22 protein-coding genes are annotated in these 23,970 nt (G+C 70.8%); 3 read left to right on the top strand and 19 right to left on the bottom strand.

Annotated elements, in window-relative coordinates:
* Positions 1–4: 4 nt before the first annotated feature.
* The 15 genes from nuoN to ACNKF0_RS02895 all read right to left on the bottom strand — a co-directional run bounded on the left by nuoN (position 5) and on the right by ACNKF0_RS02895 (position 16,566).
* On the bottom strand, positions 5–1,597 hold the full coding sequence (gene nuoN, locus ACNKF0_RS02965; protein ID WP_299923124.1) for an NADH-quinone oxidoreductase subunit NuoN: 1,593 nt from the start codon (positions 1,595–1,597) through the stop codon (positions 5–7).
* Entirely contained in the window at positions 1,594–3,081 is a 1,488-nt protein-coding gene (locus tag ACNKF0_RS02960) for an NADH-quinone oxidoreductase subunit M (RefSeq protein WP_299923126.1), read from the bottom strand. Before ACNKF0_RS02960 ends, nuoN begins: the two co-directional genes overlap by 4 nt.
* Positions 3,078–4,988: an NADH-quinone oxidoreductase subunit L gene (gene nuoL / locus ACNKF0_RS02955; protein ID WP_299923199.1), complete on the bottom strand. Its 1,911-nt coding sequence runs from the start codon at positions 4,986–4,988 to the stop codon at positions 3,078–3,080. Before nuoL ends, ACNKF0_RS02960 begins: the two co-directional genes overlap by 4 nt.
* Positions 4,989–5,082: 94 nt before the next feature.
* A complete protein-coding gene (nuoK, locus tag ACNKF0_RS02950; RefSeq protein ID WP_254180917.1) occupies positions 5,083–5,376 on the bottom strand; it encodes an NADH-quinone oxidoreductase subunit NuoK in 294 nt (97 codons plus the stop codon).
* The gene (locus ACNKF0_RS02945) at positions 5,373–6,185 is read right to left on the bottom strand and encodes an NADH-quinone oxidoreductase subunit J (protein ID WP_299923129.1); all 813 of its coding nucleotides are present in this window, start codon (positions 6,183–6,185) and stop codon (positions 5,373–5,375) included. Before ACNKF0_RS02945 ends, nuoK begins: the two co-directional genes overlap by 4 nt.
* 70 nt (positions 6,186–6,255) lie before the next feature.
* Positions 6,256–6,813: an NADH-quinone oxidoreductase subunit NuoI gene (nuoI, locus tag ACNKF0_RS02940; protein ID WP_299923131.1), complete on the bottom strand. Its 558-nt coding sequence runs from the start codon at positions 6,811–6,813 to the stop codon at positions 6,256–6,258.
* Entirely contained in the window at positions 6,806–8,146 is a 1,341-nt protein-coding gene (nuoH, locus tag ACNKF0_RS02935; protein WP_299923133.1) for an NADH-quinone oxidoreductase subunit NuoH, read from the bottom strand. The genes nuoI and nuoH overlap by 8 nt, the downstream gene beginning before the upstream one ends.
* Positions 8,146–10,614, bottom strand: coding sequence for an NADH-quinone oxidoreductase subunit G (locus ACNKF0_RS02930; RefSeq protein ID WP_416955617.1), 2,469 nt, complete (start codon positions 10,612–10,614; stop codon positions 8,146–8,148). The genes nuoH and ACNKF0_RS02930 overlap by 1 nt, the downstream gene beginning before the upstream one ends.
* Positions 10,611–11,921, bottom strand: a complete 1,311-nt coding sequence (gene nuoF, locus ACNKF0_RS02925) for an NADH-quinone oxidoreductase subunit NuoF (protein ID WP_416955615.1) — start codon at positions 11,919–11,921, stop codon at positions 10,611–10,613. The genes ACNKF0_RS02930 and nuoF overlap by 4 nt, the downstream gene beginning before the upstream one ends.
* Positions 11,918–12,592, bottom strand: coding sequence for an NADH-quinone oxidoreductase subunit NuoE (gene nuoE, locus ACNKF0_RS02920; RefSeq protein WP_299923138.1), 675 nt, complete (start codon positions 12,590–12,592; stop codon positions 11,918–11,920). The genes nuoF and nuoE overlap by 4 nt, the downstream gene beginning before the upstream one ends.
* On the bottom strand, positions 12,589–13,929 hold the full coding sequence (locus ACNKF0_RS02915; protein WP_416955612.1) for an NADH-quinone oxidoreductase subunit D: 1,341 nt from the start codon (positions 13,927–13,929) through the stop codon (positions 12,589–12,591). The genes nuoE and ACNKF0_RS02915 overlap by 4 nt, the downstream gene beginning before the upstream one ends.
* Positions 13,929–14,582, bottom strand: a complete 654-nt coding sequence (locus ACNKF0_RS02910) for an NADH-quinone oxidoreductase subunit C (protein ID WP_416958409.1) — start codon at positions 14,580–14,582, stop codon at positions 13,929–13,931. Before ACNKF0_RS02910 ends, ACNKF0_RS02915 begins: the two co-directional genes overlap by 1 nt.
* Before the next feature lie 206 nt (positions 14,583–14,788).
* Positions 14,789–15,343 carry a NuoB/complex I 20 kDa subunit family protein gene (locus ACNKF0_RS02905; protein WP_254180924.1) on the bottom strand — a complete coding sequence of 185 codons (555 nt, stop codon included), beginning with the start codon at positions 15,341–15,343 and terminating at the stop codon, positions 14,789–14,791.
* 6 nt (positions 15,344–15,349) lie between these two features.
* Entirely contained in the window at positions 15,350–15,709 is a 360-nt protein-coding gene (locus ACNKF0_RS02900) for an NADH-quinone oxidoreductase subunit A (protein ID WP_191194416.1), read from the bottom strand.
* Positions 15,710–15,921: 212 nt separating this feature from the next.
* Positions 15,922–16,566 carry a demethylmenaquinone methyltransferase gene (locus ACNKF0_RS02895; RefSeq protein ID WP_416958407.1) on the bottom strand — a complete coding sequence of 215 codons (645 nt, stop codon included), beginning with the start codon at positions 16,564–16,566 and terminating at the stop codon, positions 15,922–15,924.
* Between the two features lie 147 nt (positions 16,567–16,713).
* Between ACNKF0_RS02895 and ACNKF0_RS02890 the strand changes: the two genes are divergently transcribed.
* Entirely contained in the window at positions 16,714–17,709 is a 996-nt protein-coding gene (locus ACNKF0_RS02890) for a L,D-transpeptidase family protein (RefSeq protein WP_416955609.1), read from the top strand.
* Positions 17,710–17,734: 25 nt separating this feature from the next.
* Here the strand turns inward: ACNKF0_RS02890 and ACNKF0_RS02885 are convergent, their stop codons facing one another.
* From ACNKF0_RS02885 to ACNKF0_RS02875, 3 genes are all read right to left on the bottom strand, one after another.
* On the bottom strand, positions 17,735–18,100 hold the full coding sequence (locus ACNKF0_RS02885; RefSeq protein ID WP_299923151.1) for a hypothetical protein: 366 nt from the start codon (positions 18,098–18,100) through the stop codon (positions 17,735–17,737).
* Between the two features lie 100 nt (positions 18,101–18,200).
* Positions 18,201–19,361 carry an AMP-binding protein gene (locus tag ACNKF0_RS02880; protein ID WP_416955607.1) on the bottom strand — a complete coding sequence of 387 codons (1,161 nt, stop codon included), beginning with the start codon at positions 19,359–19,361 and terminating at the stop codon, positions 18,201–18,203.
* 63 nt (positions 19,362–19,424) lie between these two features.
* Positions 19,425–20,612: an AMP-binding protein gene (locus ACNKF0_RS02875; protein ID WP_416955605.1), complete on the bottom strand. Its 1,188-nt coding sequence runs from the start codon at positions 20,610–20,612 to the stop codon at positions 19,425–19,427.
* A gap of 118 nt (positions 20,613–20,730) precedes the next feature.
* Here ACNKF0_RS02875 and ACNKF0_RS02870 point away from each other — a divergent pair, with 118 nt between their 5' ends.
* Positions 20,731–21,972 carry an isochorismate synthase gene (locus tag ACNKF0_RS02870; protein WP_416955603.1) on the top strand — a complete coding sequence of 414 codons (1,242 nt, stop codon included), beginning with the start codon at positions 20,731–20,733 and terminating at the stop codon, positions 21,970–21,972.
* A 14-nt stretch (positions 21,973–21,986) separates the two neighbouring features.
* Here the strand turns inward: ACNKF0_RS02870 and ACNKF0_RS02865 are convergent, their stop codons facing one another.
* Positions 21,987–22,622 (bottom strand): MBL fold metallo-hydrolase, encoded by a 636-nt coding sequence (locus ACNKF0_RS02865; protein WP_416955601.1) that lies wholly within the window; start codon positions 22,620–22,622, stop codon positions 21,987–21,989.
* Positions 22,623–22,758: 136 nt separating this feature from the next.
* On the opposite strand from ACNKF0_RS02865, the gene ACNKF0_RS02860 reads away from it, so the two are divergent.
* The gene (locus tag ACNKF0_RS02860; RefSeq protein ID WP_416955599.1) at positions 22,759–23,970 is read left to right on the top strand and encodes a family 16 glycosylhydrolase; all 1,212 of its coding nucleotides are present in this window, start codon (positions 22,759–22,761) and stop codon (positions 23,968–23,970) included.

Genomic DNA, 23,970 nt, shown 5'->3' with positions numbered 1-23,970 from the left:
TCGGTCACCTGATGAATTCTCCCGCAACCGCCGCCAGGTCGAGCACCGGGCCCGGCAGCACGCCGAGGACGAGGGTGATCGCGGCCCCGACGGCGATGGTCGTGGCGGTGAGCACCGAGGGGTACGCCACGCTCGGACCGTCGCCCACGGGCGCGTCGAAGTACATGACCTTGATGACCCGGACGTAGAGGTACGCCGCCACGATGCTCGCGAGCACCGCAGCCACCACGACCGGCCAGGCGCCCGCCGCGAGGGCCACGGAGAACACCGCGAGCTTGCCCACGAAGCCGGAGGTGAGCGGGATGCCCGCCATGGCCAGCAGGAAGAACGCGAAGACGGCCGCCACCACGGGCGACTCCTTGCCGAGGCCCGCCCAGCGGTCGATGGCGGTGGTCTCGCCACCGCCGTCGCGCACGAGGCTGACGACCGCGAAGGCGCCGATCGTGGCGAAGCCGTAGGTGGCGAGGTAGAAGAGCACGGCCTGGACCGAGCTGATCTCCCCGACGGCCAGCTGGTCGGCGGCCTGCAGCCCGATGACACCGGTGAGGATGAAGCCGGTGTGCGCGACCGAGGAGTAGGCCAGCAGGCGCTTGATGTCGGTCTGCGTGATGGCCAGGGCGGCACCGACGAACATCGACAGCACGGCGATGATCCACAGCATCGGCTGCCACGACCAGCGGTCGGCGCCGAGCGCGACGTAGAACAGGCGCATGATCGCGCCGAAGGCGGCGACCTTGGTGCCGGCCGCCATGAAGGCGGTGACCGGGGTCGGAGCGCCCTGGTAGACGTCGGGCGTCCATGCCTGGAACGGCACGGCGCCGACCTTGAAGAGCAGGCCGACCGACAGCAGTCCGGTGCCGATGAGCAGCAGGGCCTGGTTGCCGACGTCGTTGCGCACCGCCTCGTTGATCGAGGCGAAGTCGAGCGAGCCGGCGAAGCCGTAGAGCAGCGCCGCGCCGTAGAGGAAGAAGCCGGAGGAGAACGCACCGAGCAGGAAGTACTTGAGCGCGGCCTCCTGGCTCAGCAGGCGCCGCCGGCGAGCGAGGCCGCTCAGGAGGTAGAGCGGCAGGGAGAGGATCTCGAGGCCCACGAACATCGTCAGCAGGTCGTTGGCCGCCGGGAACAGCATCATGCCGAAGACCGCGAACATCATGAGCGGGTAGACCTCGGTGTGCTCGCGGTTGGCCGCGATCGACGCGGTCTCCGCATCCGTGCCCGGCACGGCGGCGGCCTGGCCGGCGAACGCCGACACCCCGCCGTCGAGGTGGCGCTCGGCGAAGAGCAGCACGCCGGCGATGGCCAGCGCGAGGACCAGGCCCCAGATGAAGAGGCTCGGCCCGTCCACCGCGATCGTGCCACCGACGGCCAGCACGCCGCGCGCGGCGCCGTCGTCGTACGTCTGGACGTCCTGGGCGACCAGCACGACCCCGACGAGCGCGAGCACGAGGCCGCCGAGGGCCAGCACCACCTGGGTGGTGTAGCGGACCGAACGCGGGAGGAACGCCTCGACGACGACGCCGAGGCAGGCGACACCGAAGACGACCAGCAGGGGCCAGAGCTCGAAGTACTCGATGCTGGGCTTCACGAACTCGGTCACTGGGGACCACCCTCCTGGCCGATGCCCACACTCGCGAGCGAGTCGTGGACGAACGGGTTGATGACGTCGAGCAGCGGCATCGGGTAGAAGCCGAACAGCACGAGCGCGAGCAGCAGCGGGGCGAGGATGCCCACCTCACGGCGGTCGAGGTCGGCCACCGGGGCCATGCCGACCCGGTCGGGGCCGGTCATCGTCCGCTGGTACATCCAGAGCGCGTAGAACGCGGCCAGGACGATCGCGAGCACCGCGACCGAGCCGACCAGCCAGTGGTGGTCGAACGCGGCGATGATGACGAGCATCTCGGAGACGAACGGCGACAGGCCGGGGAGGCCGGCCGCGGCGAGGCCACCGACGAGGAAGAAGCCGGCGAGCACCGGCGCTGCCTTCTCGACCCCGCCCATCTCGCGGATGGAGGCGGTGCCGGTGCGGTGGATCAGGAATCCGGCCACCAGGAACATCAGCGCCGTCGCAATGCCGTGGTTGACCATGTAGAGGATCGCGCCGGTGCTGCCGTTTGAGCTGAAGACGAAGATGCCCAGCACGATGAAGCCGAAGTGCGAGAGCGACGTGAGACCGATCAGGCGCAGGATGTCGTCCTGGCCGATGGCGACCAGCGCGCCGTAGATGATCGAGACCAGCGCGAGCACGACCACGACCGGCGTCGCCCACTGCGAGGCGTCGGGCAGCAGCCCGAGGCAGAACCGCAGCATGCCGAAGGTGCCGATCTTGTCGAGGATGCAGACCAGCAGCACCGAGGTGCCGGTGGTCGCCTTCTCCGTCGTGTCGGCCAGCCAGGTGTGCACCGGGAACATCGGCGCCTTGATCGCGAACGCGACGAAGAAGCCGACGAACAGCCAGCGCTGGGTCGTCTCGTCGATGTCGATGGCGGCCAGGTCGCTGATGAGGAAGCTCGGGCTGCCCGCATCGGCGGAGACGACGTAGAGCCCGATCACCGAGGCGAGCATGATGAGGCCGCCGGCGAGCTGGTAGATGAGGAACTTGGTCGCCGCACGCCCCCGGCCGGCCCGGCCGAAGCCGCCGATGAGGAAGTAGGCCGGGATCAGCGTGGCCTCGAAGACGACGTAGAAGAGCAGCACGTCGGTGGCGGTGAAGACGGCCAGCGACATGGCCTCGAGGGCCAGGGTCCAGGCGAAGAAGGACTTCGCGCCGTTGTTGCCCGGGGCGTCGGACTCGTGCCAGCCGGCGAGCAGCACGATCGGCACGAGGACGACCGTGAGCAGGACCATGAGCAGGCCGAGGCCGTCGACGCCGAGCGCGTAGTGGACCCCGAGGGACTCGATCCACGTGCGGGTCTCGGTGAGCTGCATGCCGCCGCCCACCGTGTACTGCGTCGCGGCCACGATGCCGGCCACGAGGGTCGCGGCAGCGAAGCCGAGGCCGACCAGTCGGGCGAGCGCGGCCGGCACGAAGGCCGTGACGAGCGCGCCGACGAGCGGCAGCAGGATCAGGACAGTCAGGATCATCCGAGGTTCACCGCCAGCAGAGCGAGGACGACCAGCAGGGCGCCACCGAGGAGGGACAGGGCGTAGGAGCGGACGAAGCCGTTCTGGACTCGACGCATCGTGGTGGACAGGCCGCCGACGGCGGAGGAACCGCCCTCGACGACGCCGTCGACCCCGACGCGGTCGAAGGTGGTCAGGCCACCGACCAGCCCGGCTCCGGGTCGTACGACGACCGCGTCGTTGATCGCGTCGCCGTACAGGTCGGCACGAGCGGCGCGGGTCGCGAACGACACGTCCTGCGGGGCCTCGCGCGGGATCTCGCGCTTGCCCACCAGGAACCAGGCGGCGGCCACGCCGAGGGCGACGACGGCGGTGATGATCAGCGTGATCACGATGGCCGGCAGCGGCGGCTCGTGGTGCTCGGCGACACCGGTCACCGGCTCGAGCCACGTGACGATCCAGTCACCGAGGAGCAGGGCGCCGCCGAGGACCGACAGCGCGGCCAGCACGATCAGCGGGACGGTCATCACCTTGGGCGACTCGTGCGGGTGCACGTCGGCCTCCCAGCGCTTCTCGCCGAAGAACGTCATCAGCATCAGGCGGGTCATGTAGAAGCCGGTGATGCCGGCGCCGAGGAGGGCCAGCAGGCCGATCACGAGGTTGTCGGCCAGGGCCGACTCGATGATCTTGTCCTTGGACCAGAAGCCGGAGAAGCCCGGGAATCCGATGATCGCGAGGTAGCCCATCGCGAAGGTCAGGAAGGTGACCGGCATCGCCTTGTTGAGCGCGCCGTAGTGGCGCATGTCCACGTCGTCGTTCATCCCGTGCATCACCGAGCCCGCACCGAGGAACATGTTGGCCTTGAAGAAGCCGTGCGTGAGCAGGTGGAAGATCGCGAACGGGTAGCCGACGGGGCCGAGGCCGGCGGCCAGCATCATGTAGCCGATCTGGCTCATCGTCGAGCCGGCCAGCGCCTTCTTGATGTCGTCCTTGGCGCAGCCGAGGATCGCGCCCCACAGCAGCGTGACGGTGGCGACGATGACGACCGCGGTCTGCGCGACGGGGGTGAGCTCGTAGATGAAGTTCGAGCGGACCACGAGGTAGACACCGGCGGTGACCATGGTCGCCGCGTGGATCAGGGCCGACACCGGGGTCGGGCCCTCCATCGCGTCGAGCAGCCACGCCTGCAGCGGCACCTGCGCGGACTTGCCGCACGCGCCGAGCAGGAGCAGCAGGCCGAGGGCGTTGAGCGTGCCCTGGCTCGCCTCGCCGGCGAGCTCGCTGACCGCGCCGAAGTCGGTGGTGCCGAAGGTGGCGAACATCAGCGCGATCGCCAGCGACAGGCCGATGTCACCGACACGGTTGATGACGAACGCCTTCTTGGCCGCGGCCGCGGCCGACGGCTTGTGCTGCCAGAAGCCGATGAGCAGGTACGACGCCAGGCCGACGCCCTCCCAGCCCAGGAAGAGGCCCACGAAGTTCGCCGAGAGGATCAGCGTGAGCATCGCCGCGACGAACAGGTTGAGGTAGCCGAAGAAACGACGACGACGCGGGTCGTGCTCCATGTAGCCGATGGCGTAGACGTGGATCAGCGACCCGACGCCGGTGATGAGGAGCAGGAACAGCGCGGCGAGCTGGTCGTAGAGCAGGTCCATGCCGACCGTCAGCGAGCCGGTCTCGAACCACGTCCAGAGCTGCTGGCCGACCTGGCGCGACTCGGCGTCGCGGCCGAGGAGCGCGACGAACAGCACGAGGCTGAGCACGAAGGACAGCGCCGCCATCGCGGTGCCGACGAGGTGGCCGTGCTTGTCGGCGGCCGCCTTGAGCGAGGCCGGCAGGAACGGCGCGACGCCGAGCAGCAGGACCGCACCGAGCACCGGGAGGGCGATGACCAGCCACAGCAGGTCGAAGACGCCGCCGGCTCCCATGTCGGGCGCGACCACGGGCGTGTGCGCACCCTCCTCGGCCATCGGCAGGCCGGCCGCGAGGACTGAGTGGGACAACAGGTTCACGAGCGCTCCCTCAGTACTTCAGCAGGCTGGCGTCGTCGACCGAGGCCGAGCGTCGGGTGCGGAAGATGGTCATGATGATCGCGAGCCCGATCACGACCTCGGCAGCCGCCACGACCATCACGAAGAACGCGGTGATCTGGCCGTCGAGGTTGCCGTGCTGGCGGGCGAAGGCCACGAACGCCAGGTTGCAGGCGTTGAGCATCAGCTCGACGCACATGAACACCACGATGGCGTTGCGGCGCGTGAGGACACCCACGCAGCCGATCGTGAAGAGGATCGCCGAGAGCACGATGTACTCGGTCACTTGACGTCCTCCTCGGTGGTGGCGGGCGCGCCGGCCTTGCCCGAGGTCTCGGGCATCGCGGTCGGGTCGCCGATCTGACGGCGTACGTCGTCGATGTCGTCGGCGAGCGCGGGAGCCGAGCGGACCGTGCCGCGGGCGGCGAGCACCCGGGAGACCGACGACTCGGCGGCGGTGCCGTCGGGCAGCAGGGCCGGGGTGTCGACCGCGTTGTGGCGGGCGTAGACGCCCGGCGAGGGCAGCGGCCCGAGGTGCTTGCCGTGCTCGGCGTAGTCGCGCATGCGCTGCGCGGCCAGCTCGGCCTGGCCTGCCTTCGGCGTCAGGCGCTCGCGGTGGGCGAGGACCATCGCGCCGAGCGCTGCGGTGATCAGCAGGGCGCTGGTGGCCTCGAACGCGAAGACGTAGCGGGAGAACAGGATGTTGGCGATGGCCGGCACGTTGCCGCCGGCGTTGGCCTCGTCGAGCCCGACCACCGCGCCGAGTGCGACCTGGCTGATGCCGAGCACCAGCACGGTGCCGAACAGCAGGCCGAGGACGACCGCCATCACCCGCTGGCCGCGGATGGTCTCCACGACGGAGTCGGTCGCGTCGACGCCGATGAGCATCATCACGAACAGGAACAGCATGAGGATCGCGCCGGTGTAGACGATGATCTGCACCGCGAAGAGGAAGGGCGCGTCGAGAACGGCGTAGAGGAACGCGAGGCTGATCATCACCACGGCGAGCAGCAGCGCGGCGTGCACGGCCTTGCGGACGAACAGGATGCCCAGCGCGGCGGCCACCATGATCGGGGCCAGGATCCAGAAGGTCATGGTCGGGGTCCCCTCGGAGTTGTCGTGCGGAGGAGCGCAGCGGAGGAGGACGAGAACTTCGTGGGGTGGCTCATCGTGTGGCCCCCCGGTAGTAGTCGCCCTCGTCGTCGCCGAGCCGCATCGCGTGCGGCGGCTCCTCCATGCCAGGCAGGAGCGGCGCGAGGAGGTCGGACTTCTCGTAGATCAGGTCGGCGCGGTTGTCGTCGGCGAGCTCGTACTCGTTGGTCATCGTCAGCGCGCGGGTCGGGCACGCCTCGATGCAGAGCCCGCACAGGATGCAGCGCAGGTAGTTGATCTGGTAGACGCGGCCGTAGCGCTCGCCGGGGCTGAAGCGTCCCGAGCCGTCGGGCAGGTCGACGTTGGACGCGCCCTCGACGTAGATCGCGTCGGCGGGGCATGCCCACGCGCACAGCTCGCACCCGATGCACTTCTCCAGGCCGTCGGGCCAGCGGTTGAGCTGGTGCCGGCCGTGGAAGCGCGGAGCGGTCGGCATCTTCTCGAACGGGTACTGCTCGGTGACGACCTTCTTGAACATGGTCCGGAAGGTGACGCCGAACCCGGCGATCGGGTCCCAGAGGCTCTCCTTGACGCCCTTGGACCCCTGCCCGGACTGAGGGGACTCACTCATGGTTCTCCTCCGCTGCAGCGGTGACGGTGGTGCGGCTCTGGGCGAACGTCAGCGGCGCGGCGCCTCCGCGCACGGCGCCGCCGGTGGGCATCGGCGGCACGGGGAAGCCGCCGGCGAACGCGTCGTGGGGCTCCTCGCCCGCCTCGACCGGGGACTCGTCGTCCGACGTGTCGCCCTTGTCGCCGACGAACAGCAGCCCGACCGTGAGGACGAGCAGCACCGCGATGGCCGCGACGAGGTAGGTGCGGTTGATGTTGCCCTCGAGCGAGATGACGCGGATGGTCGCGACGGCCACGATCCAGGCCAGGGAGACCGGGATGAGGATCTTCCAGCCGAGCGCCATGAACTGGTCGTAGCGCATGCGGGGCAGCGAGCCGCGCAGCCAGACGAACATGAAGATGAAGATGAAGACCTTGCCGAAGAACCACAGCAGGGGCCAGTAGCCGCTGTTGGCGCCCTCCCACACGTTCTCGATGCCCCACGGCGCGGCCCAGCCGCCCAGGAAGAGGGTGGTGGCGATGGCCGACACGGTGGCGAGGTTGATGTACTCGGCGAGGAAGAAGAGTGCGAACTTCAGGCTGGAGTACTCGGTGTGGAAGCCGCCGACCAGCTCGCCCTCGGCCTCGGGGAGGTCGAAGGGGGCCCGGTTGGTCTCGCCGACCATCGAGATCACGTAGATGACGAACGACGGCAGCAGGATCAGCCCGAACCACAACCGGTCCTGGGCGGCGACGATCTCCGAGGTCGACATCGACCCGGCATAGAGGAAGACCGCGACGAGCGCGAGGCCCATCGCGACCTCGTAGGAGATCATCTGCGCGCTCGAGCGCAGGCCGCCCAGCAGGGAGTAGGTCGAGCCGGACGACCAGCCGCCGAGGACGATGCCGTAGATGCCGATCGAGGCGATGGCGAGCATGAAGAGCACCGCCACCGGCATGTCGGTCAGCTGCAGCGGCGTCTGGTGGCCGAAGAAGTTGACCTCGGGACCGAGCGGGATGACCGACCAGGTGACGAAGGCCGGCACGACGGCGATGACGGGCGCGAGCAGGAAGACGACCTTGTCGGCCGCCTTGGGGATGATGTCCTCCTTCAGCGCGAGCTTCACGCCGTCGGCGAGCGACTGCAGGAGGCCGAAGGGGCCGTTCACGTTGGGCCCGACGCGGTGCTGCATCCGGGCCACCACGCGGCGCTCGAACCAGATGTTGAAAAGCGTCAGCAGCACCAGGATCAGGAAGATGAAGACGGCCTTGAGGGCGATGACCCACCACGGGTCCTGGCCGAAGGCGGCCAGGCCCGGGTCGGGCAGGTCCGCCGCCAGCGGGGCGAGGTGCATCACTGCGCTGCTCCCTTCAGGGTGACCGTGCTGCCGGGCGAGGCGAGCTCGGCGAGGACGCCGCGACCGGTCGAGCGGGCCGGGACCCAGACGACGCCGTCGGGCATGTCGGCGACCACGACGGGCAGCGTCATGCTGCCCCGGTCACCGGTGACGGTGACGAGCTGCTCGCCGCCGGGCTGCGCCTCGAGCATGCCGAGCACCGACTCGTACGACGCACGGCTCACGCGCGCGACCGGCCTGCGGGCGGTGGCGCGGAGGTGCTCCTCACCGTCCTGCATCGAGCCGAGGTCGACGAGCTGCTTCCAGGTGGCCAGCGCGAAGCCGGTGCCGGCCTTCCTGGGTGCCTTGGCCGGCTTGGGCGCCTTGCCGGCGTCGAGTGCCGGGCGGGCGCCGTCCCACGGGCCGAGGGACTGCATCTCGTCGCGCACCTCGGCGACCGTGCGGAAGCCGAGCGGGCGACCGTGGCCGATCGAGGCGAGCTCGTCGGCGATGCCGGACAGGACCCGCAGGTCGGGCAGCGACGCCGGGTTGGCGAACACGGCGTCGAAGGACCGCGCCCGCCCGTCCCACGTCACGAAGGTGCCGGCCTTGTCGGCGACCGGGGCCACCGGGAGGACGACGTCGGCGACGCGCGTCACGTCGGTCTCGCGCAGCTCGAGGCTGACCACGAAGCCGGCCGCGTCGAGGGCGGCGCGGAACGCTGCCGGGTCGGCGGTGTCGTCGGGGTCGACGCCACCGACGACGAGGCCGCCGAGGTCGCCCTTGGCCAGCGCCGCGACGATCGCATTGCCGTCCCGGCCGACCTTGGCGGGGAGGGACTCCGTACCCCAGGCGGCACCCATGTCGACGCGCGCGGACGCCTCGGTGAGCGGACGCCCGCCGGGCAGCAGGTTGGGCAGGGCACCGGCCTCGACGGCGCCACGGTCGCCGGCGCGACGCGGCACCCACGCGATGCGGGCACCGGTGCCGGCGGCGAGGTCGGCTGCGGCGCTGAGCGCACCGTGGGTCTGGGCGAGGCGCTCCCCGACGAGGATGACGGCGTCCTTGGTGACGCCGTGCTCGGCGTCCTTGAGCGAGCCGATCACCTCGACCTCGGTGCCGGGCACGGCCGGCACGAGGCGGCCGTCCATCTTGGTCAGGCCGCGCGAGGCGTAGGGCGCCACGGACACGACCTGGGTGCGACCGCGCCTGGCGGCCTTGCGCAGGCGCAGGAAGAGCGTCGCCGCCTCGTCCTCGGGCTCGAGGCCCAGCAGCACCACGACGGGCGCGGCCTCGAGGTCGGCGTAGGTGACGTCACCGGCGAGCGCGACGTGGCTGGCGAGGAAGCTCGCCTCCTCCGCGCTGTGCGGGCGGGCCCGGAAGTCGATGTCGTTGGTCCCGAGCGAGACGCGGGCGAACTTGGCGTACGCGTAGGCGTCCTCGGCCGTCAGCCGGCCGCCGGTGAGCACGGCGGACGCCCCGGCGTCGCGGAGACCACGGGCCGCGACCGCGAACGCCTCGGTCCACGACGCGGGGCGCAGCTCGCCCCTGGTCCCGTCGGGCAGGACGTCGCGGACCTGCGGGTAGGTGATCCGGTCCGCGGCCTGTGCGTAGCGGAAGGCGAAGCGGTCCTTGTCGCTGATCCACTCCTCGTTGACCTCGGGGTCGTTGCCGGCGAGGCGCCGCATGACCTTGCCGCGACGGTGGTCGATGCGGATCGCTGCGCCGCAGGCGTCGTGCTCCGCGACGCCGGGGGTCGAGACGAGGTCGAACGGGCGGGAGCGGAAGCGGTAGTCGGCCGACGTCAGTGCGCCGACGGGGCAGATCTGGATGGTGTTGCCGGAGAAGTAGCTCTCGAAGGGCTCGCGCTCGTAGATCGCGACCTGCTGCAGCGCACCGCGCTCGGCGAGGGCGATGAAGGGGTCGCCGGCGACCTGCTCGGAGAAGCGGGTGCAGCGGGCGCACAGGACGCAGCGCTCGCGGTCGAGCAGGACCTGGGCGGAGATGTTGATCGGCTTGGGGAAGGTGCGCTTGATGCCACCGGACTCGGAGAACCGGCTCTCGCCGCGGCCGTTGCTCATCGCCTGGTTCTGCAGGGGGCACTCACCGCCCTTGTCGCAGACCGGGCAGTCGAGCGGGTGGTTGATCAGCAGGAACTCCATGATCCCCTGCTGGGCCTTGTCGGCCACCTCGCTGGTGGCCTGCGTGTTGACGACCATGCCCTCGGCCACCGGCAGGGTGCAGGAGGCCTGCGGCTTGGGGAAGCCGCGGCCGTTGCCGGCGTCGGGGATGTCGACGAGGCACTGGCGGCACGCGCCGACCGGGTCGAGCAGAGGGTGGTCACAGAAGCGCGGGATCTGCACGCCGACCTGCTCGGCCGCGCGGATGACCAGGGTGTCCTTGGGGACGCTGACCTGGACGCCGTCGATGGTCAGGGTGACCAGGCCGGCGTCGGTCTTCTCCGGCGCCTTGTCGGTCGCGGTCATGCAGAGGCTCCCACGGGTGCGAAGGCGGTCGAGGCGGCCGGGTCGAACGGGCAGCCGCCGTGCGTCAGGTGCGCGAGGTACTCGTCGCGGAAGTGCTGGATCGAGCTCGAGATCGGGCTCGTGGCACCGTCGCCGAGCGCGCAGAACGCGCGGCCCAGGATGTTGTCGCACTGGTCGAGCAGCAGGTCGAGGTCGGACTCGTGGCCCTCGCCCTTCTCCAGGCGGGCCATCGTCTGGGTGAGCCACCAGGTGCCCTCGCGGCACGGGGTGCACTTGCCGCAGGACTCGTGCTTGTAGAACTCGGTCCACCGCAGGACGGCACGGACCACGCAGGTGGTCTCGTCGAAGATCTGCAGCGCACGGGTGCCGAGCATCGACCCCGCCGCGCCGACCGCCTCGAAGTCGAGGGGCACGTCGAGGTGCTCGGGCGTCAGGAGCGGGGTGCTCGAGCCGCCGGGCGTCCAGAACTTCAGCTCGTGGCCCTCGCGGATCCCGCCGGCGAGGTCGATGAGCTGGCGCAGGGTGATGCCCAGCGGGGCCTCGTACTGGCCGGGGTTCTTGACGTGGCCCGACAGGCTGAAGATGCCGTAGCCGTTGGACTTCTCGGTGCCCATGCCGGCGAACCAGGCGGCGCCGTGGGTGATGATGCTCGGCACCGAGGCGATCGACTCGACGTTGTTGATCACCGTCGGGCTGGCGTAGAGACCGGCGACGGCCGGGAACGGCGGGCGCAGGCGAGGCTGGCCGCGGCGACCCTCCAGGCCCTCGAGCAGCGCCGTCTCCTCGCCGCAGATGTAGGCGCCGGCGCCCGCGTGCACGATCAGGTCGAGGTCGAAGCCCGAGCCGTGGATGTTCTTGCCGAGGTGGCCGGCCAGGTAGGCCTCCTGCACCGCGCGCTGGAGGCGGCGGATCACGTGGAGGACCTCGCCGCGCACGTAGATGAACGCCGTGTTGGCCCGGATCGCGTAGGAGCTGACGATGACGCCCTCGACCAGCGTGTGCGGGCTGGCCATCATGAGCGGGATGTCCTTGCAGGTGCCCGGCTCGGACTCGTCGGCGTTGACCACGAGGTACTTCGGCTTCGGGTTGTCCTGCGGGATGAAGCCCCACTTCATGCCGGTGGGGAAGCCCGCGCCGCCACGGCCGCGGAGTCCGGACTCCTTGACGGCGTTGATCACGTCGTCCGGGGCCATCGCGAACGCCTTGTCGAGGGCGGCGTAGCCACCGCGCTCCTCGTAGGCCGCGAGGGTCCAGGCGCGCTCGCCGTCCCAGTTGTCGGTGAGGACCGGGGTCAGGGTGTCGGTCACTTCTCTCCCTCCGGAGCCGTCCAGCCCTTCTCACGGGCGATCTTCAGGCCTGCCAGCGAGGCGGGACCGGCGGTCGGGCCCTCGTCGGCACGGTCGTCGGGGAAGCCGGCGAGCACCCGCTCGGCCTCACGCCAGGTGCAGAGCCGCGGGCCACGCGTGGAGTGGACCTCCTTGCCGGCGCGCAGGTCGTCGACGGCCTGCACGGCGGACTCGGGGGTCTGGTTGTCCATGAACTCCCAGTTGACCATCATCACCGGGGCGTAGTCGCAGGCCGCGTTGCACTCGATGTGCTCCAGCGTGATCTTGCCGTCGGCGGTGGTCTCGTCGTTGCCGACGTCGAGGTGCTCCTTGAGCCGCTCGAAGATGAGGTCGCCGCCCATGACCGCGCAGAGCGTGTTGGTGCAGACCCCGACGTGGTAGTCGCCGACCGGCTTGCGCTTGTACATCGTGTAGAACGTCGCGACGCCGTTGACGTCGGCGGCGCTGATGCCGAGGATCTCGGCGCAGGCCTCGATGCCCTCTGGCGTGATCCGTCCCTGCACCGACTGCACGAGGTGCAGCATCGGGAGCAGGCCGGAGCGGGCCTCGGGGTAGCGGGCCGCGATCTCGCGCAGCTCAGCCCAGGTCTTGTCGTCGAGCGTGGGCCCGCCCAGCTCGTGGTCGATCGTCATCGGTCGACGCCTCCCATCACGGGGTCGATGGACGCGATGGCGACGATGACGTCGGCGACCATCCCGCCCTCGCTCATCACGCTCGTCGCCTGCAGGTTGGTGAACGACGGGTCGCGGAAGTGCGCGCGGAAGGGTCGCGTACCGCCGTCGGAGACGACGTGGGCGCCCAGCTCGCCGCGCGGCGACTCGATCGGGACGTAGGCCTGGCCCGCGGGGACCCGGAAGCCCTCGGTGACCAGCTTGAAGTGGTGGATCAGCGCCTCCATGGACTCACCCATGATGTGGCGGATGTGGTCGAGGCTGTTGCCCATGCCGTCACTGCCGATGGCGAGCTGGCTGGGCCACGCGATCTTCTTGTCGCCCACCATGACGGGCGCGCCCTCGAGGCCGGCGAGGCGGTCGGCGCACTGCTCGACGATCTTGAGCGACTCCCACATCTCGTTGAGCCGGATGCGGAAGCGGCCGTAGGAGTCGGCCGTGTCCCACGTCTGGACCTCGAAGTCGTAGTCCTCGTAGCCGCAGTAGGGCTGGGTCTTGCGCAGGTCCCAGGCGTAGCCGGTCGAGCGGAGCACCGGGCCGGTGAGGCCGAGCGCGATGCAGCCGGCCAGGTCGAGGTGGCCGACGCCCTCGAGGCGACCCTTGAAGATCGGGTTCGCGTTGCAGAGGGCGGCGTACTCGGGCAGCCGCTTCTTCATCAGCGTGATGAAGTCGCGGATCTCGTCGAGGGCGCCGGGCGGCAGGTCCTGGGCGACGCCACCGGGACGGATGAACGCGTGGTTCATGCGCAGGCCCGTGATCAGCTCGAACAGGTCGAGCACGAGCTCACGCTCGCGGAAGCCGATCGTCATGACCGTCAGGGCGCCGATCTCCATGCCGCCGGTCGCGATGGCGACCAGGTGGGAGGACATCCGGTTGAGCTCCATCAGGAGCACGCGCATGACCTGCGCCTTCTCCGGGATGTCGTCCTCGATGTCGAGCAGCCGCTCCACGCCCAGGACGTAGGTCGCCTCGTTGTAGAACGGGGAGAGGTAGTCCATGCGGGTGCAGAACGTCGTTCCCTGCACCCAGGAGCGGTACTCCATGTTCTTCTCGATGCCGGTGTGGAGGTAGCCGATGCCGCAGCGCGCCTCGGTGACCGTCTCGCCCTCGAGCTCGAGGATGAGTCGGAGCACCCCGTGGGTCGAGGGGTGCTGCGGGCCCATGTTGACCACGACCCGCTCCTCGGCGGACTCGCCGATGCTCTGCGTGATCGAGTCCCAGTCCTGGCCCGTGACGGTGAAGACGCGGCCCTGGCTGGTCTCGCCGGGCGCTGCGTAGAAGTCCTGCTCGGTAGTCATCAGTTGTACGACCTTCGCTGGTCCGGCGGAGGGATGGAGCCACCCTTGTACTCGACCGGGATGCCGCCGAGCGGGTAGTCCTTGCGCTGCGGGTGGCCCGGCCAGTCGTCCGGCATGAGCACCCGGGTCAGAGCGGGGTGACCGTCGAAGATCAGCCCGAACATGTCGTAGGTCTCGCGCTCGTGCCAGTCGAGCGTCGGGTAGATGCTCACCAGGCTCGGCACGTGGGGGTCGCTGTCCGGCGCGGTCACCTCGAGGCGGATGCGCCGGTTGTGGGTCATCGACGTCAGGTGGTAGACGGCGTGGAGCTCACGTCCGGTGTCCTCGGGGTAGTGCACGCCGCTGACGCCGGAGCAGAACTCGAAGCGGAGGGCCTCGTCGTCGCGGAGCATCTGGGCCACGAAGGGGAGGTCCTCGCGGCGGACGTGGAAGGTGATCTCGCCGCGGTGGACCACGACGCTCTCGATGGCCGAGGTCAGCTCGGTGGTCTCGAGCCGCGCCTCCAACGCACCCGCGACCTCGTCGAACCAGCCGCCGTAGGGCTTCTGGGACGGGGCCGGGAAGACCGTCGCGCTGACGAGACCGCCGTAGCCGGAGGTGTCGCCGGTGCCGCTGACGCCGAACATGCCGTGCCGCTCGCCGACCGCGCGCACCTCGCCGGTCGGGGCGGGGAGGTTCTCCGGCGACTGCTCGGGCGCCGGCTGCTCGACCCCGCTGCCGGTGCCGGTCTCGGACTTGGCCTTCTCGAGGTTGCGCTCCTCGGCGGGACGTGCGGACTCGTTGGCGTCGGTCTTGTCGTCGGACTCGTCCTGGGCCTTGCCGGCGGCCTTCTCGTCGGGCTTCTCGTCGGGCTTGTCGGTCACCTGAGCAGACCCTTCATCTCCGAGGTGGGCAGGGCGCGCAGCGCAGCGGTCTCGAGCTCGGCGACCTCGTCGCGACGGTTGGCACCCAGCTTGGTCTGCTGGACCTGGTCGTGCAGCTTGAGGATCGCGTCGATGAGCATCTCCGGGCGCGGCGGGCAGCCGGGGAGGTACATGTCCACGGGGACGACGTGGTCGACGCCCTGGACGATCGCGTAGTTGTTGAACATGCCGCCCGAGGACGCGCACACCCCCATCGCGAGGACCCACTTGGGCTCGGGCATCTGGTCGTAGATCTGGCGCAGGACCGGGGCCATCTTCTGGCTCACCCGGCCGGCGACGATCATCAGGTCGGCCTGGCGCGGGCTGGCGCGGAAGACCTCCATGCCGAAGCGCGCGAGGTCGTACTTGGGGCCGCCGGTGGTCATCATCTCGATGGCGCAGCAGGCCAGCCCGAAGGTGGCGGGCCAGAACGACGCCTTGCGCATGTAGCCCGCGACGCCCTCGACGGTCGTCAGCAGGACGCCGGACGGCAGCTTCTCTTCAAGTCCCATGGCTGGTCAGTCCCAATCCAGTCCGCCGCGGCGCCACACGTAGGCGTAGGCCACGAACACAGTCGCGATGAACAGGACCATCTCGACGAGGCCGAAGAGGGCCATCTGGTCGAAGTGGACGGCCCACGGGTAGAGGAAGATGATCTCGATGTCGAAGACGATGAAGAGCATCGCGGTGATGAAGTACTTCACCGGGATCCTGCCGCCTCCGACGGGCTGCGGCGTCGGCTCGATGCCGCACTCGTAGGAGTCGAGCTTGGCCCGGTTGTAGCGCTTGGGACCCACGACGGCGCTCATGATCACGGAGAAGACCGCGAAGCCCGTCGCGATGAGTGCCAGCGCCAGGATCGGCGTGTAGAGCTCCATCGCTTCCCTTCCGGTGGACCTGCGCCACGCCCTGCTGGACATGTGCCCTTGTGAATGGCTTCACGAGTGGCGCGGGCCACAGTCTAGGACTCCGGTGCGGCGTGCGTCACGTCGGGGGGCCGACCGCCCGGCGGCCGCCCGGCCACCACTCTTTGCGGCCCTGACCTGCGGATTTAGGTGACGAAGACATGCCCTAAATGGCGCGGGCGGGTTCAGGCAGTGGCGCGGTGCAGGGCAACGATGCCGCCGGTGAGGTTGCGCCACTCGGGGCGCTGCCAGCCGGCCTCCGCGAGCATCGCCGCGAGTCCCTCCTGGTCGGGCCAGGCGCGGATCGACTCCGCGAGGTAGACGTAGGCGTCGGCCGCGCTCGCGGTGAGCGAGGCGATCCGGGGCAGGGCCTGCATGAAGCCGTCGAGGTAGAGCGTGCGGAAGGCGCCGTTGGTGGGGGTGCTGAACTCGCACACCACGAGCCGGCCCCCCGGCCGGGTGACGCGGAGCATCTCCCGCAGCCCTGCGACCGGGTCGACGAAGTTGCGCAGGCCGTAGGAGATGGTCACCGCGTCGAAGGTGTCGTCCAGGAACGGCAGCCGGGTGCCGTCGCCGGCGACGAAGGGCAGCGCGGGCCGGTCCTTCTTCCCCTGCTGCAGCATGCCGACCGAGAAGTCGCACGGGACGGCCGTGGCCCCGTGGGCGCCGAAGGGCTCGCTCGAGCAGCCCGTGCCGGCGGCGAGGTCGAGCACCAGGTCGCCGGGCTGCGGGGCGACGGCCTCGACCATCGCGCGGCGCCAGGTGCGCTGGATCCCCGCCGTCATGAGGTCGTTGGTGAGGTCGTAGCGCTTGGCCACGGTGTCGAACATGCGACGTACGTCGGTCGGTTGCTTGTCCAGGTCAGCGCGGGCCACGCCGCGAGCGTAGGCGTCCGAACCACGGAGGGCGCAACGTGGGGGTGTCGTCGTACGTCCTTATGATCACCACCGTCGACGGCACCACCGGGGAGGACCCACATGTCACGCCATCGCGCTCCTGCGCTCGTCCTCGCACTTCTCTGCGCCCTCACCGGCCTCAGCGGCGTCGCCGCGACCGGAGCTGCCTCCGCCGCGCCGGCGGTGCGGGCCGCCTTCACGCCGATGCAGCTCGGTGACGCGGGGTGGCGGGTGCGGGTGCTCCAGAGCCGACTGCACCAGCTCGACCTGCACTCCGAGGTCGTCACCAACCGGTTCGACCGCGAGACCCGCGACGGCGTCGCGACCTTCCAGCGCCGCCGCGGCTGGACCGCCGACGGCGTCGTCGACGAGCGCACCTGGCTCAAGATCGTGAGCCTCACGACCGAGCCGACGACCGAGGCGCTGCACAACGTGTACACCCCGGGCCGGCCGCTGCTGCAGCGTGGCGACACGGGCATGTGGGTGCGCCAGGTGCAGGCACGGCTGAAGCAGGTCCGGTGGTACGACGCCAAGGTGACCGGTCGCTACTCCCGCGCCACCGTGCAGGCGGTGAAGGGCTTCCAGGCCAAGCGACGGATCCCGGTGACCGGCGCGGTCGACCGGCGCACGCTCACCCGGCTCAAGGCGATGACCCGCACGCCGACGAAGGCCGAGCTGTTCAACATCGTGCCCTCCGGCCCGGCCCTCGACCCACGCTGCCTCTCCGGTCGGGCGATGTGCGTCGACAAGACGTCACGGTCGCTGCGCTGGGTCGTCGACGGCGTGGTCCTCGAGACCGTCGAGGTGCGCTTCGGGTCCGACGAGCTGCCCACCCGCGAGGGGGCCTTCACCGTGTTCCGCAAGTCGCGCGACCACGTCTCGAGCCTCTACGACACCCCGATGCCGTTCGCGATGTTCTTCTCCGGCGGGCAGGCGGTCCACTACTCCCCCGACTTCGCCGCCAACGGCTACAACGGCGCGTCCCACGGCTGCGTCAACGTCCGTGACCGCGCCACGGTGGCCTGGCTGTTCGACCGGGTCAGGCTCGGCGACAAGGTGATCGTCTACCGCTCCTGACCCGGTCCGCCACGTTCGGTCGTGCTCAGATCTCGATCTGGGTGGAGAGCGAGGCCAGCTTGTGGCGGGCCATGGCGAGGTTGGCGCGGCTCTTGTCGAGCACCAGGTAGATGAACAGGCCCGGGTGTCCCTTGGGCAGGTTGATCAGGTGGTAGGCCTTGCCGAGGGTGATGAGGATGTCCTCGATCTGGTCGTCGAGGCCGAGGCTCTCCATCGTGCGCATCTTGGCGCGGACCACGTCGGTGTTGCCGGCGGCGGCGATGTCGAGGTTGAGGACCGAGGCGTCGCCGGCCTGGCCCAGCGCCATGCCGGACTGGTAGTCGACGAGGAGCGCGGCGACCGCGCCGTCGATGCCGACTGCTTCCTTGAGGATCACGTCCACGTTGGTCATGCGAGTGCCTTTCGTGTGGTTCCCGCCGCGTCGCGCGGTGGGAGGAGGGAGTGGCCCGGGGCGGGTGCCGCGGTGCCGGCGCGGCGAGGTCGCCGCGCCCTCACTCGGGTGCCTGGCGGGCGCGCGAGAGAAGCAGCTGGTCGAGGAAGGACTCCCCCGACATGAGGGGCAGCGACGGAAGGAACGCCGAGGCGTCCACCTCGGGCTCGAGACGCAGTCCGAAGTGGTCGCCGGGTGCGCGACGCGACCGCCGTGGCAGCAGGGCGGCGTCGCCGAGGACCACCGGCGGCGGCTCGGGCAGGTCGGCGGCGCGGAGTTCGGGGAGCGTGACGACCTCGAGCGCACCGCCCATCTCGGCGAGGGTCGCTCGCACCGCCTCCGTCGGCGCCGGCGTGACCACCAGCGGGCCGCGGGCCGACGAGGGCGCGCCCGGGGCGCGCCCGGATCCGGCGCGCCACGCGCGGGTCCGGCGTGCCCTGGGCACGGCCGGCGCCAGGACCCGCAGCACGTCGGGCAGGCCGTCGGCGTGCCGCTCGGGGACGACGAGGACCGAGGGGTGCGCGATGGTCGCGACCTCGGGCAGGCGCGCCGCGTCCTCGACCACGCAGAGGGTGAAGCCGAGGTCGAGGTGCGCCTCCCGCACCACCTGGACCAGGGGGTCGGCGGCGTCGCCCGCCACCAGGGCCACCGCGCGGGGATCCAGCACGCCGTCGCGCAGGGCGCCCTCCGGAGCGCGCCCGACGGGCGTCGCGCCCGAGAGGAGCCGGGGGCCCGCGCCGTCCGGGTCGACGATGCTGTCCGCACGCTCGACCGCCGTCGGGTCCATCACGAGCCGTTCCGCGCCGAGCTCGAGGAGCCGGGCCCACCCGCGGCCGCCGTCGAGGGAGAACAACCCGGCCCGGGTCAGCGCGACCCCGTCGAGGCGGGAGAGGTCCGCGGGATCCTCGGCCACCACGAGGCGTACGTCGGCACCGTCGAGGTCGCCCGCCAGCTCGGCAGTCGTCACGCCAGGTCCGACGTGGACCACCACCGCGCCGATCGCCCGGATGGCGAGGTCCAGCTCGGGGTGGGCGTGGTCGGACGACAGCAGGGAGAGGACGACCTGGTCCACGCGCAGCCCGCTGCGGACCAGCCCAGCCGCGGCACGCTCGACCGTCTGCGCCACCTCGGCCCAGGTGCGCGGCGTGACGCCGTCGGGGCCGACGAGCAGGAACGCGGCGTCGTCGGGGCGTTCGCGCGACAGCCGTGAGAGCGACTGCACGAACAGTTGGGGAGCGGTCTCACTCCCGGAGACGGCCCGGCTGCTCCGACGCCCGGGCGCTGCTCAGCTGCCGGGCGTACCAGCGAGCGAGAAGGCCGAGTCCAGCCCGTCGCCCGCCCTCCCGCGACGCGGGAGGGACACCGAGGAGGCCTCGACCCGGGGCGCGGCCGGCACCTCGACCACCGCGTGCTCGCGCGCGAGCTCGAGCCGGACGGCGGGGTGGTGCGCGATGCGTCCGAGGCGGAAGCCCAGGGTGGTCGCCAGCGCGCTGACCCTGCGGTGGACGCGCGCGTCCATCACCAGCACCCGCAACCGGCCGCCCCACCAGGGCGCCAGGGCGGTGACCTCGGCGGCGAGCTTGCGCTCCTTCGAGCCCAGCCGCGCCTCGGCCACCTGCGCGGACGCGGCGTCGAGGACCTCGCGCGGCGTCGCGTGCCACGGCGAGCCGTCGACGGTGCCGGCCTCGAGGAGGTCCTCCAGCACCCTGGCTGCCGCGTGGTCGAGCAGCACGTGGGTCGGCGCCACGTGGGCGAGGGCCGCCTCGAGCTCCTCCGGGGTCTCGACCCAGGCGAGGGTGCAGCCCGAGGTCAGGTGCGCGTCACGCGCGACGGTCGTGAAGCGGTCGGCCGCCTCACCCGTCAGCAGGACGACGTCGGTGCCGGTGAGCTCGGACAGGGCACCGGAGCACTCGGGGCGGAAGAGCCACGCCTGGGCCTTCTCGCGCGGCAGGCCGAGCACCGGCGCCGAGGGGGCCCCGGCGCGCACGCCGGCGACCCAGGACAGCAGGTCGGGCTGGCGCTTGCGGCGCTCGAGGCCCATGCCGCGCAGGCGCTCCCAGGACCGGTCGTCGCACTCGAACAGCTGGGCGTCGGCGAGGGCAGCCCGCCGGAGCAGGGACAGGCGATGCTCGTCGTCGACCACGACGAGCCGCACCTCCACCTCGTCGAGGAGCCGACCCACCTCGGCCGGGTCGAGGTGCTCGGGCAGCAGCAGCGGCACCGCCCCGGCGACACGCGTGGCGAGCTCGAGCTCGAGCTGGCGCACGCCGGTCGGGACCCGGAGGACCACCACCTGGCCCGGGTTGACCCCGGCCTCGATCATGCCGGCGGCGCCGTCGATCACCCGCCGGTAGAGCTCGTTCCACGTCAGCGTGGTCCACGACCCGTCGCGCACCTCCGTCACGGCGACCTCGAGCGCACGGTTGCGCGCGTGGCGTTCCAACCGGACGAGAGGAGATTCGTGGGCAGGCACGTGCGGGCTCCTAGGGGTGTCGGTTACCGAGGCAACCTAGGTGACGTACGCCTCTCCTGTTCGCCGTTTGGCGATCTCTCGTCCTCGCCCTGCACGCCTCGGCGTAGGCTCCCCCCTCGTGACGACCCCCGCGTCCGCCTCCACCCCGCCGCTCGTCGTGCGCACCGTCCCGGTGGACCCGGCGGACCTCCGCCTCCTCGACCTGCTGCCCCGGCACGACCCGGTCAGCTGGCTGCGCCGCGACGAGGGGCTGGTCGGGTGGGGCGTCGCCGCCCGCCTGGACACCTCAGGACCGACACGGTTCAGCGACGCGGTGAAGTGGTGGTCGGAGACCGTCGCGCGCGCCGACGTCGAGGACCAGGTCGTCGAGCCGGGCACGGGCCTGGTCTCGTTCGGCGCCTTCGCGTTCGCCGACGAGCCCGGCGACTCCGTGCTCGTCATCCCCCAGGTCGTCGTCGGACGTCGCGGCGACCGGGCCTGGCTGACGACCGTCTCGGTCGAGGCGCCGAAGCTGGTCCCCGCCCCGGCCCCCGATCCGCCCGTCGGGCTCGTCTTCTCCGACGGCGCCCGCAACGGCGAGGAGTGGATGTCGGTCGTGGCCGAGGCCGTACGCCGCATCTCCGCCGGCGACCTGGAGAAGGTGGTGCTGGCCCGCGACCTGATCGCCACCACCGACGAGCCGCTCGACGTCCGCTGGCCGCTGCGCGAGCTCGCCGCCCACTACGAGATGTGCTGGACGTTCCACGTCGACGGACTGTTCGGCGCCACCCCCGAGATGCTCGTGCGGCGCGAGCGCGGCCTGGTGACCTCCCGGGTGCTGGCCGGCACCATCCGGCGTACGGGCGACGACGAGCGCGACCTCGCCCTCGCCGCCACCCTGGCCCGCTCGTCGAAGGACCTCGAGGAGCACGAGTACGCCGTGCGCTCGGTCGCCGACGCCCTGGAGCCGCACTGCTCGTCGATGAACGTGCCGGAGGCGCCGTTCGTCCTCCACCTGCCCAACGTCATGCACCTGGCCACCGACGTCAACGGCGTGGTCCACGACGACGCGACGTCGCTGCAGCTGGCCGAGTCGCTGCACCCCTCCGCGGCCGTGGGCGGCACCCCGACGGCCGAGGCGACGCGTCTCATCTCCGAGATCGAGGGCATGCCGCGCGACCGCTACGCCGGTCCCGTCGGCTGGATGGACGCCTCCGGCGACGGCGAGTGGGGCATCGCGCTGCGCTCGGCGATGGTGACCGAGGGCGGCGTCCGGCTCTTCGCCGGCTGCGGCATCGTCGCGAGCTCGGACCCCGAGGCCGAGCTGGCCGAGTCGCAGGCGAAGTTCGTGCCCGTGCGCGACGCGCTCGGCGCCGGCTGAACCACTCCCCTGGGTCAGAGGTCCTGGCCGGGGTCGCGACGCTCGAAGGCCTGGCCCTCGGGCAGGAGGTTGGCCATGTGCGTGGCGACCATGTCGAGTCCGATGTCGCTGTAGACGCGGTCGTGGATGGCCAGCGACCGCGGTGCCGCCACCTCGCGCACGAAGTCGATCGCCTCGCTGACCTTGAGCCAGGGCGCGCTCACCGGCGCGAGCAGCACGTCGACCGCTCGGCCGGGCGCCGTCAGCGCGTCACCGGGGTGGTAGACGCTCGCTCCCGCGGACTCCAGGACGTAGCCGGAGTTGTCGAAGCGGTCGTAGTCGGGATGGATGACCGCGTGCTTCTCCCCCACGACCTCGACCGCAGTGCCGGCGACCTCGAGCCGGTCGCCGGGGTGCACGACCGTCACGCGCCCGGCGACCTCGGGCGCCTGCTCGCGGAGCAGCCGCTCGACGGCGGCGATCGTCCAGATCGGCACGTCGCTGTCGCGGAGGTGGTCGGGATGCACGTGGTCGGCGTGCTCGTGGGTGATCAGGACGGCGTCCGCGCCCTCGAGGGCTGCCGGGTCGGTGAAGACCCCGGGATCGATGACGACGACCCCGCCGTCACCCTGCACCCGGACGCACGCGTGGCCGAACTTGGTGATCCGCATGGCCCCCACCATAGGCGCGCGCCGCGATCGGGAAATCGCCTCACGGGTGGGGCGGAAGGTTAGGGTGGGGCAGCCTCCGACGGGTGGAGTGCCCTGGGGGAAACACCAATCGCACCCGAGACGAAGAGAGTCCTTTATGTCTGCACGCCGCGTGCTCGCAGGCAGCGCCGCCGCGCTGCTCCTGCCCGCGTCCCTGCTCCTGACCGTCGAGACCGGCTCGGCCACCGACTCCGCGGCAAGCCCCGCGTCGACGTCGGTGACCTCGTCGGTGGCCAGGAAGGCCGGTCAGAAGATCTCCGTGGAGGTGCTCCCGCAGATCGTCCAGCAGGGCAAGCGCACCGCCAGCGCGAGCTCGGCCAAGGCCGCCGTCACCGCGACCATCAAGCCGGTCAAGGTCGGCCGCAAGGTCGTCCTCGAGCGGCTCAACGGCTCGTCGTGGAAGAAGGTCGGCACCGCCAAGCAGGAGCGCTCCGGCGACGCCAACTTCCGTGCCGCGGTCTCCAGCAACGGCGCCGCTGTCACCTACCGCGTGACCGCGCAGAAGTTCAAGGGCCTCAAGAAGGTCTCCAGCTCGGCCGCCGACACCGCGCAGTGGCTGACCCCGACCTTCAGCGACGAGTTCTCCGGCGGCTCGCTGAGCCCCATGTGGAACATGCGCGGCCAGGACTACGAGGCCCAGAGCAAGCGCAAGTGCTCCAAGGGTGACCCGAAGGCCGTCAAGGTCGGCGGCGGCGCCCTGCGCCTGAGCGTCATCAAGGACAAGTCGGCCAAGGGCAAGTGCAAGGCCACCTCGCGCAAGCTCAAGAAGAAGATCTCCTACCGCCTCAACGGCCACGTCGGCACCGAGGGCGCGTTCAGCTTCAAGTACGGCGTCGCCGCCGCGCGCGTGAAGATGAACAAGTCGCAGGGCCAGCACGCCAGCTTCTGGTCGCAGCCCGTCGGCGGCAACGGCCCCGGCAGCGACGGCCACGAGATCGACATCATCGAGTACTTCGGCGACAAGCACCCGCAGGGTGGCCTCACCAGCTTCATCCACTGGTACAAGGGCAAGCGCCTGATCAAGACCGGCTCGTGGATCAAGGACTCGAAGTCGTTCCTGAAGAACAAGCGCGACGGCTGGTCGAAGAACTACCACGTGTTCTCGGTCCAGTGGACGCCGAAGACGCTCATCTTCCGCATCGACGGCAAGGAGACCTGGCGCACGTCGAAGCGCGTGTCCAAGGCCCAGCAGTACCTCATCCTCAGCCTCCTCGCCTCCGACTACGAGGCCCTGGAGATGAACGACAAGAAGCTGCCGCAGCACATGTACGTCGACTGGGTCCGCGTGTGGGAGACCCCGCAGGCCTGA

Origin of the sequence: Nocardioides sp. T5 (genome assembly GCF_048161455.1) — a bacterium.
Lineage (GTDB): Bacteria > Actinomycetota > Actinomycetes > Propionibacteriales > Nocardioidaceae > Nocardioides.
This window is presented reverse-complemented; position numbering and strand designations above follow the sequence as displayed.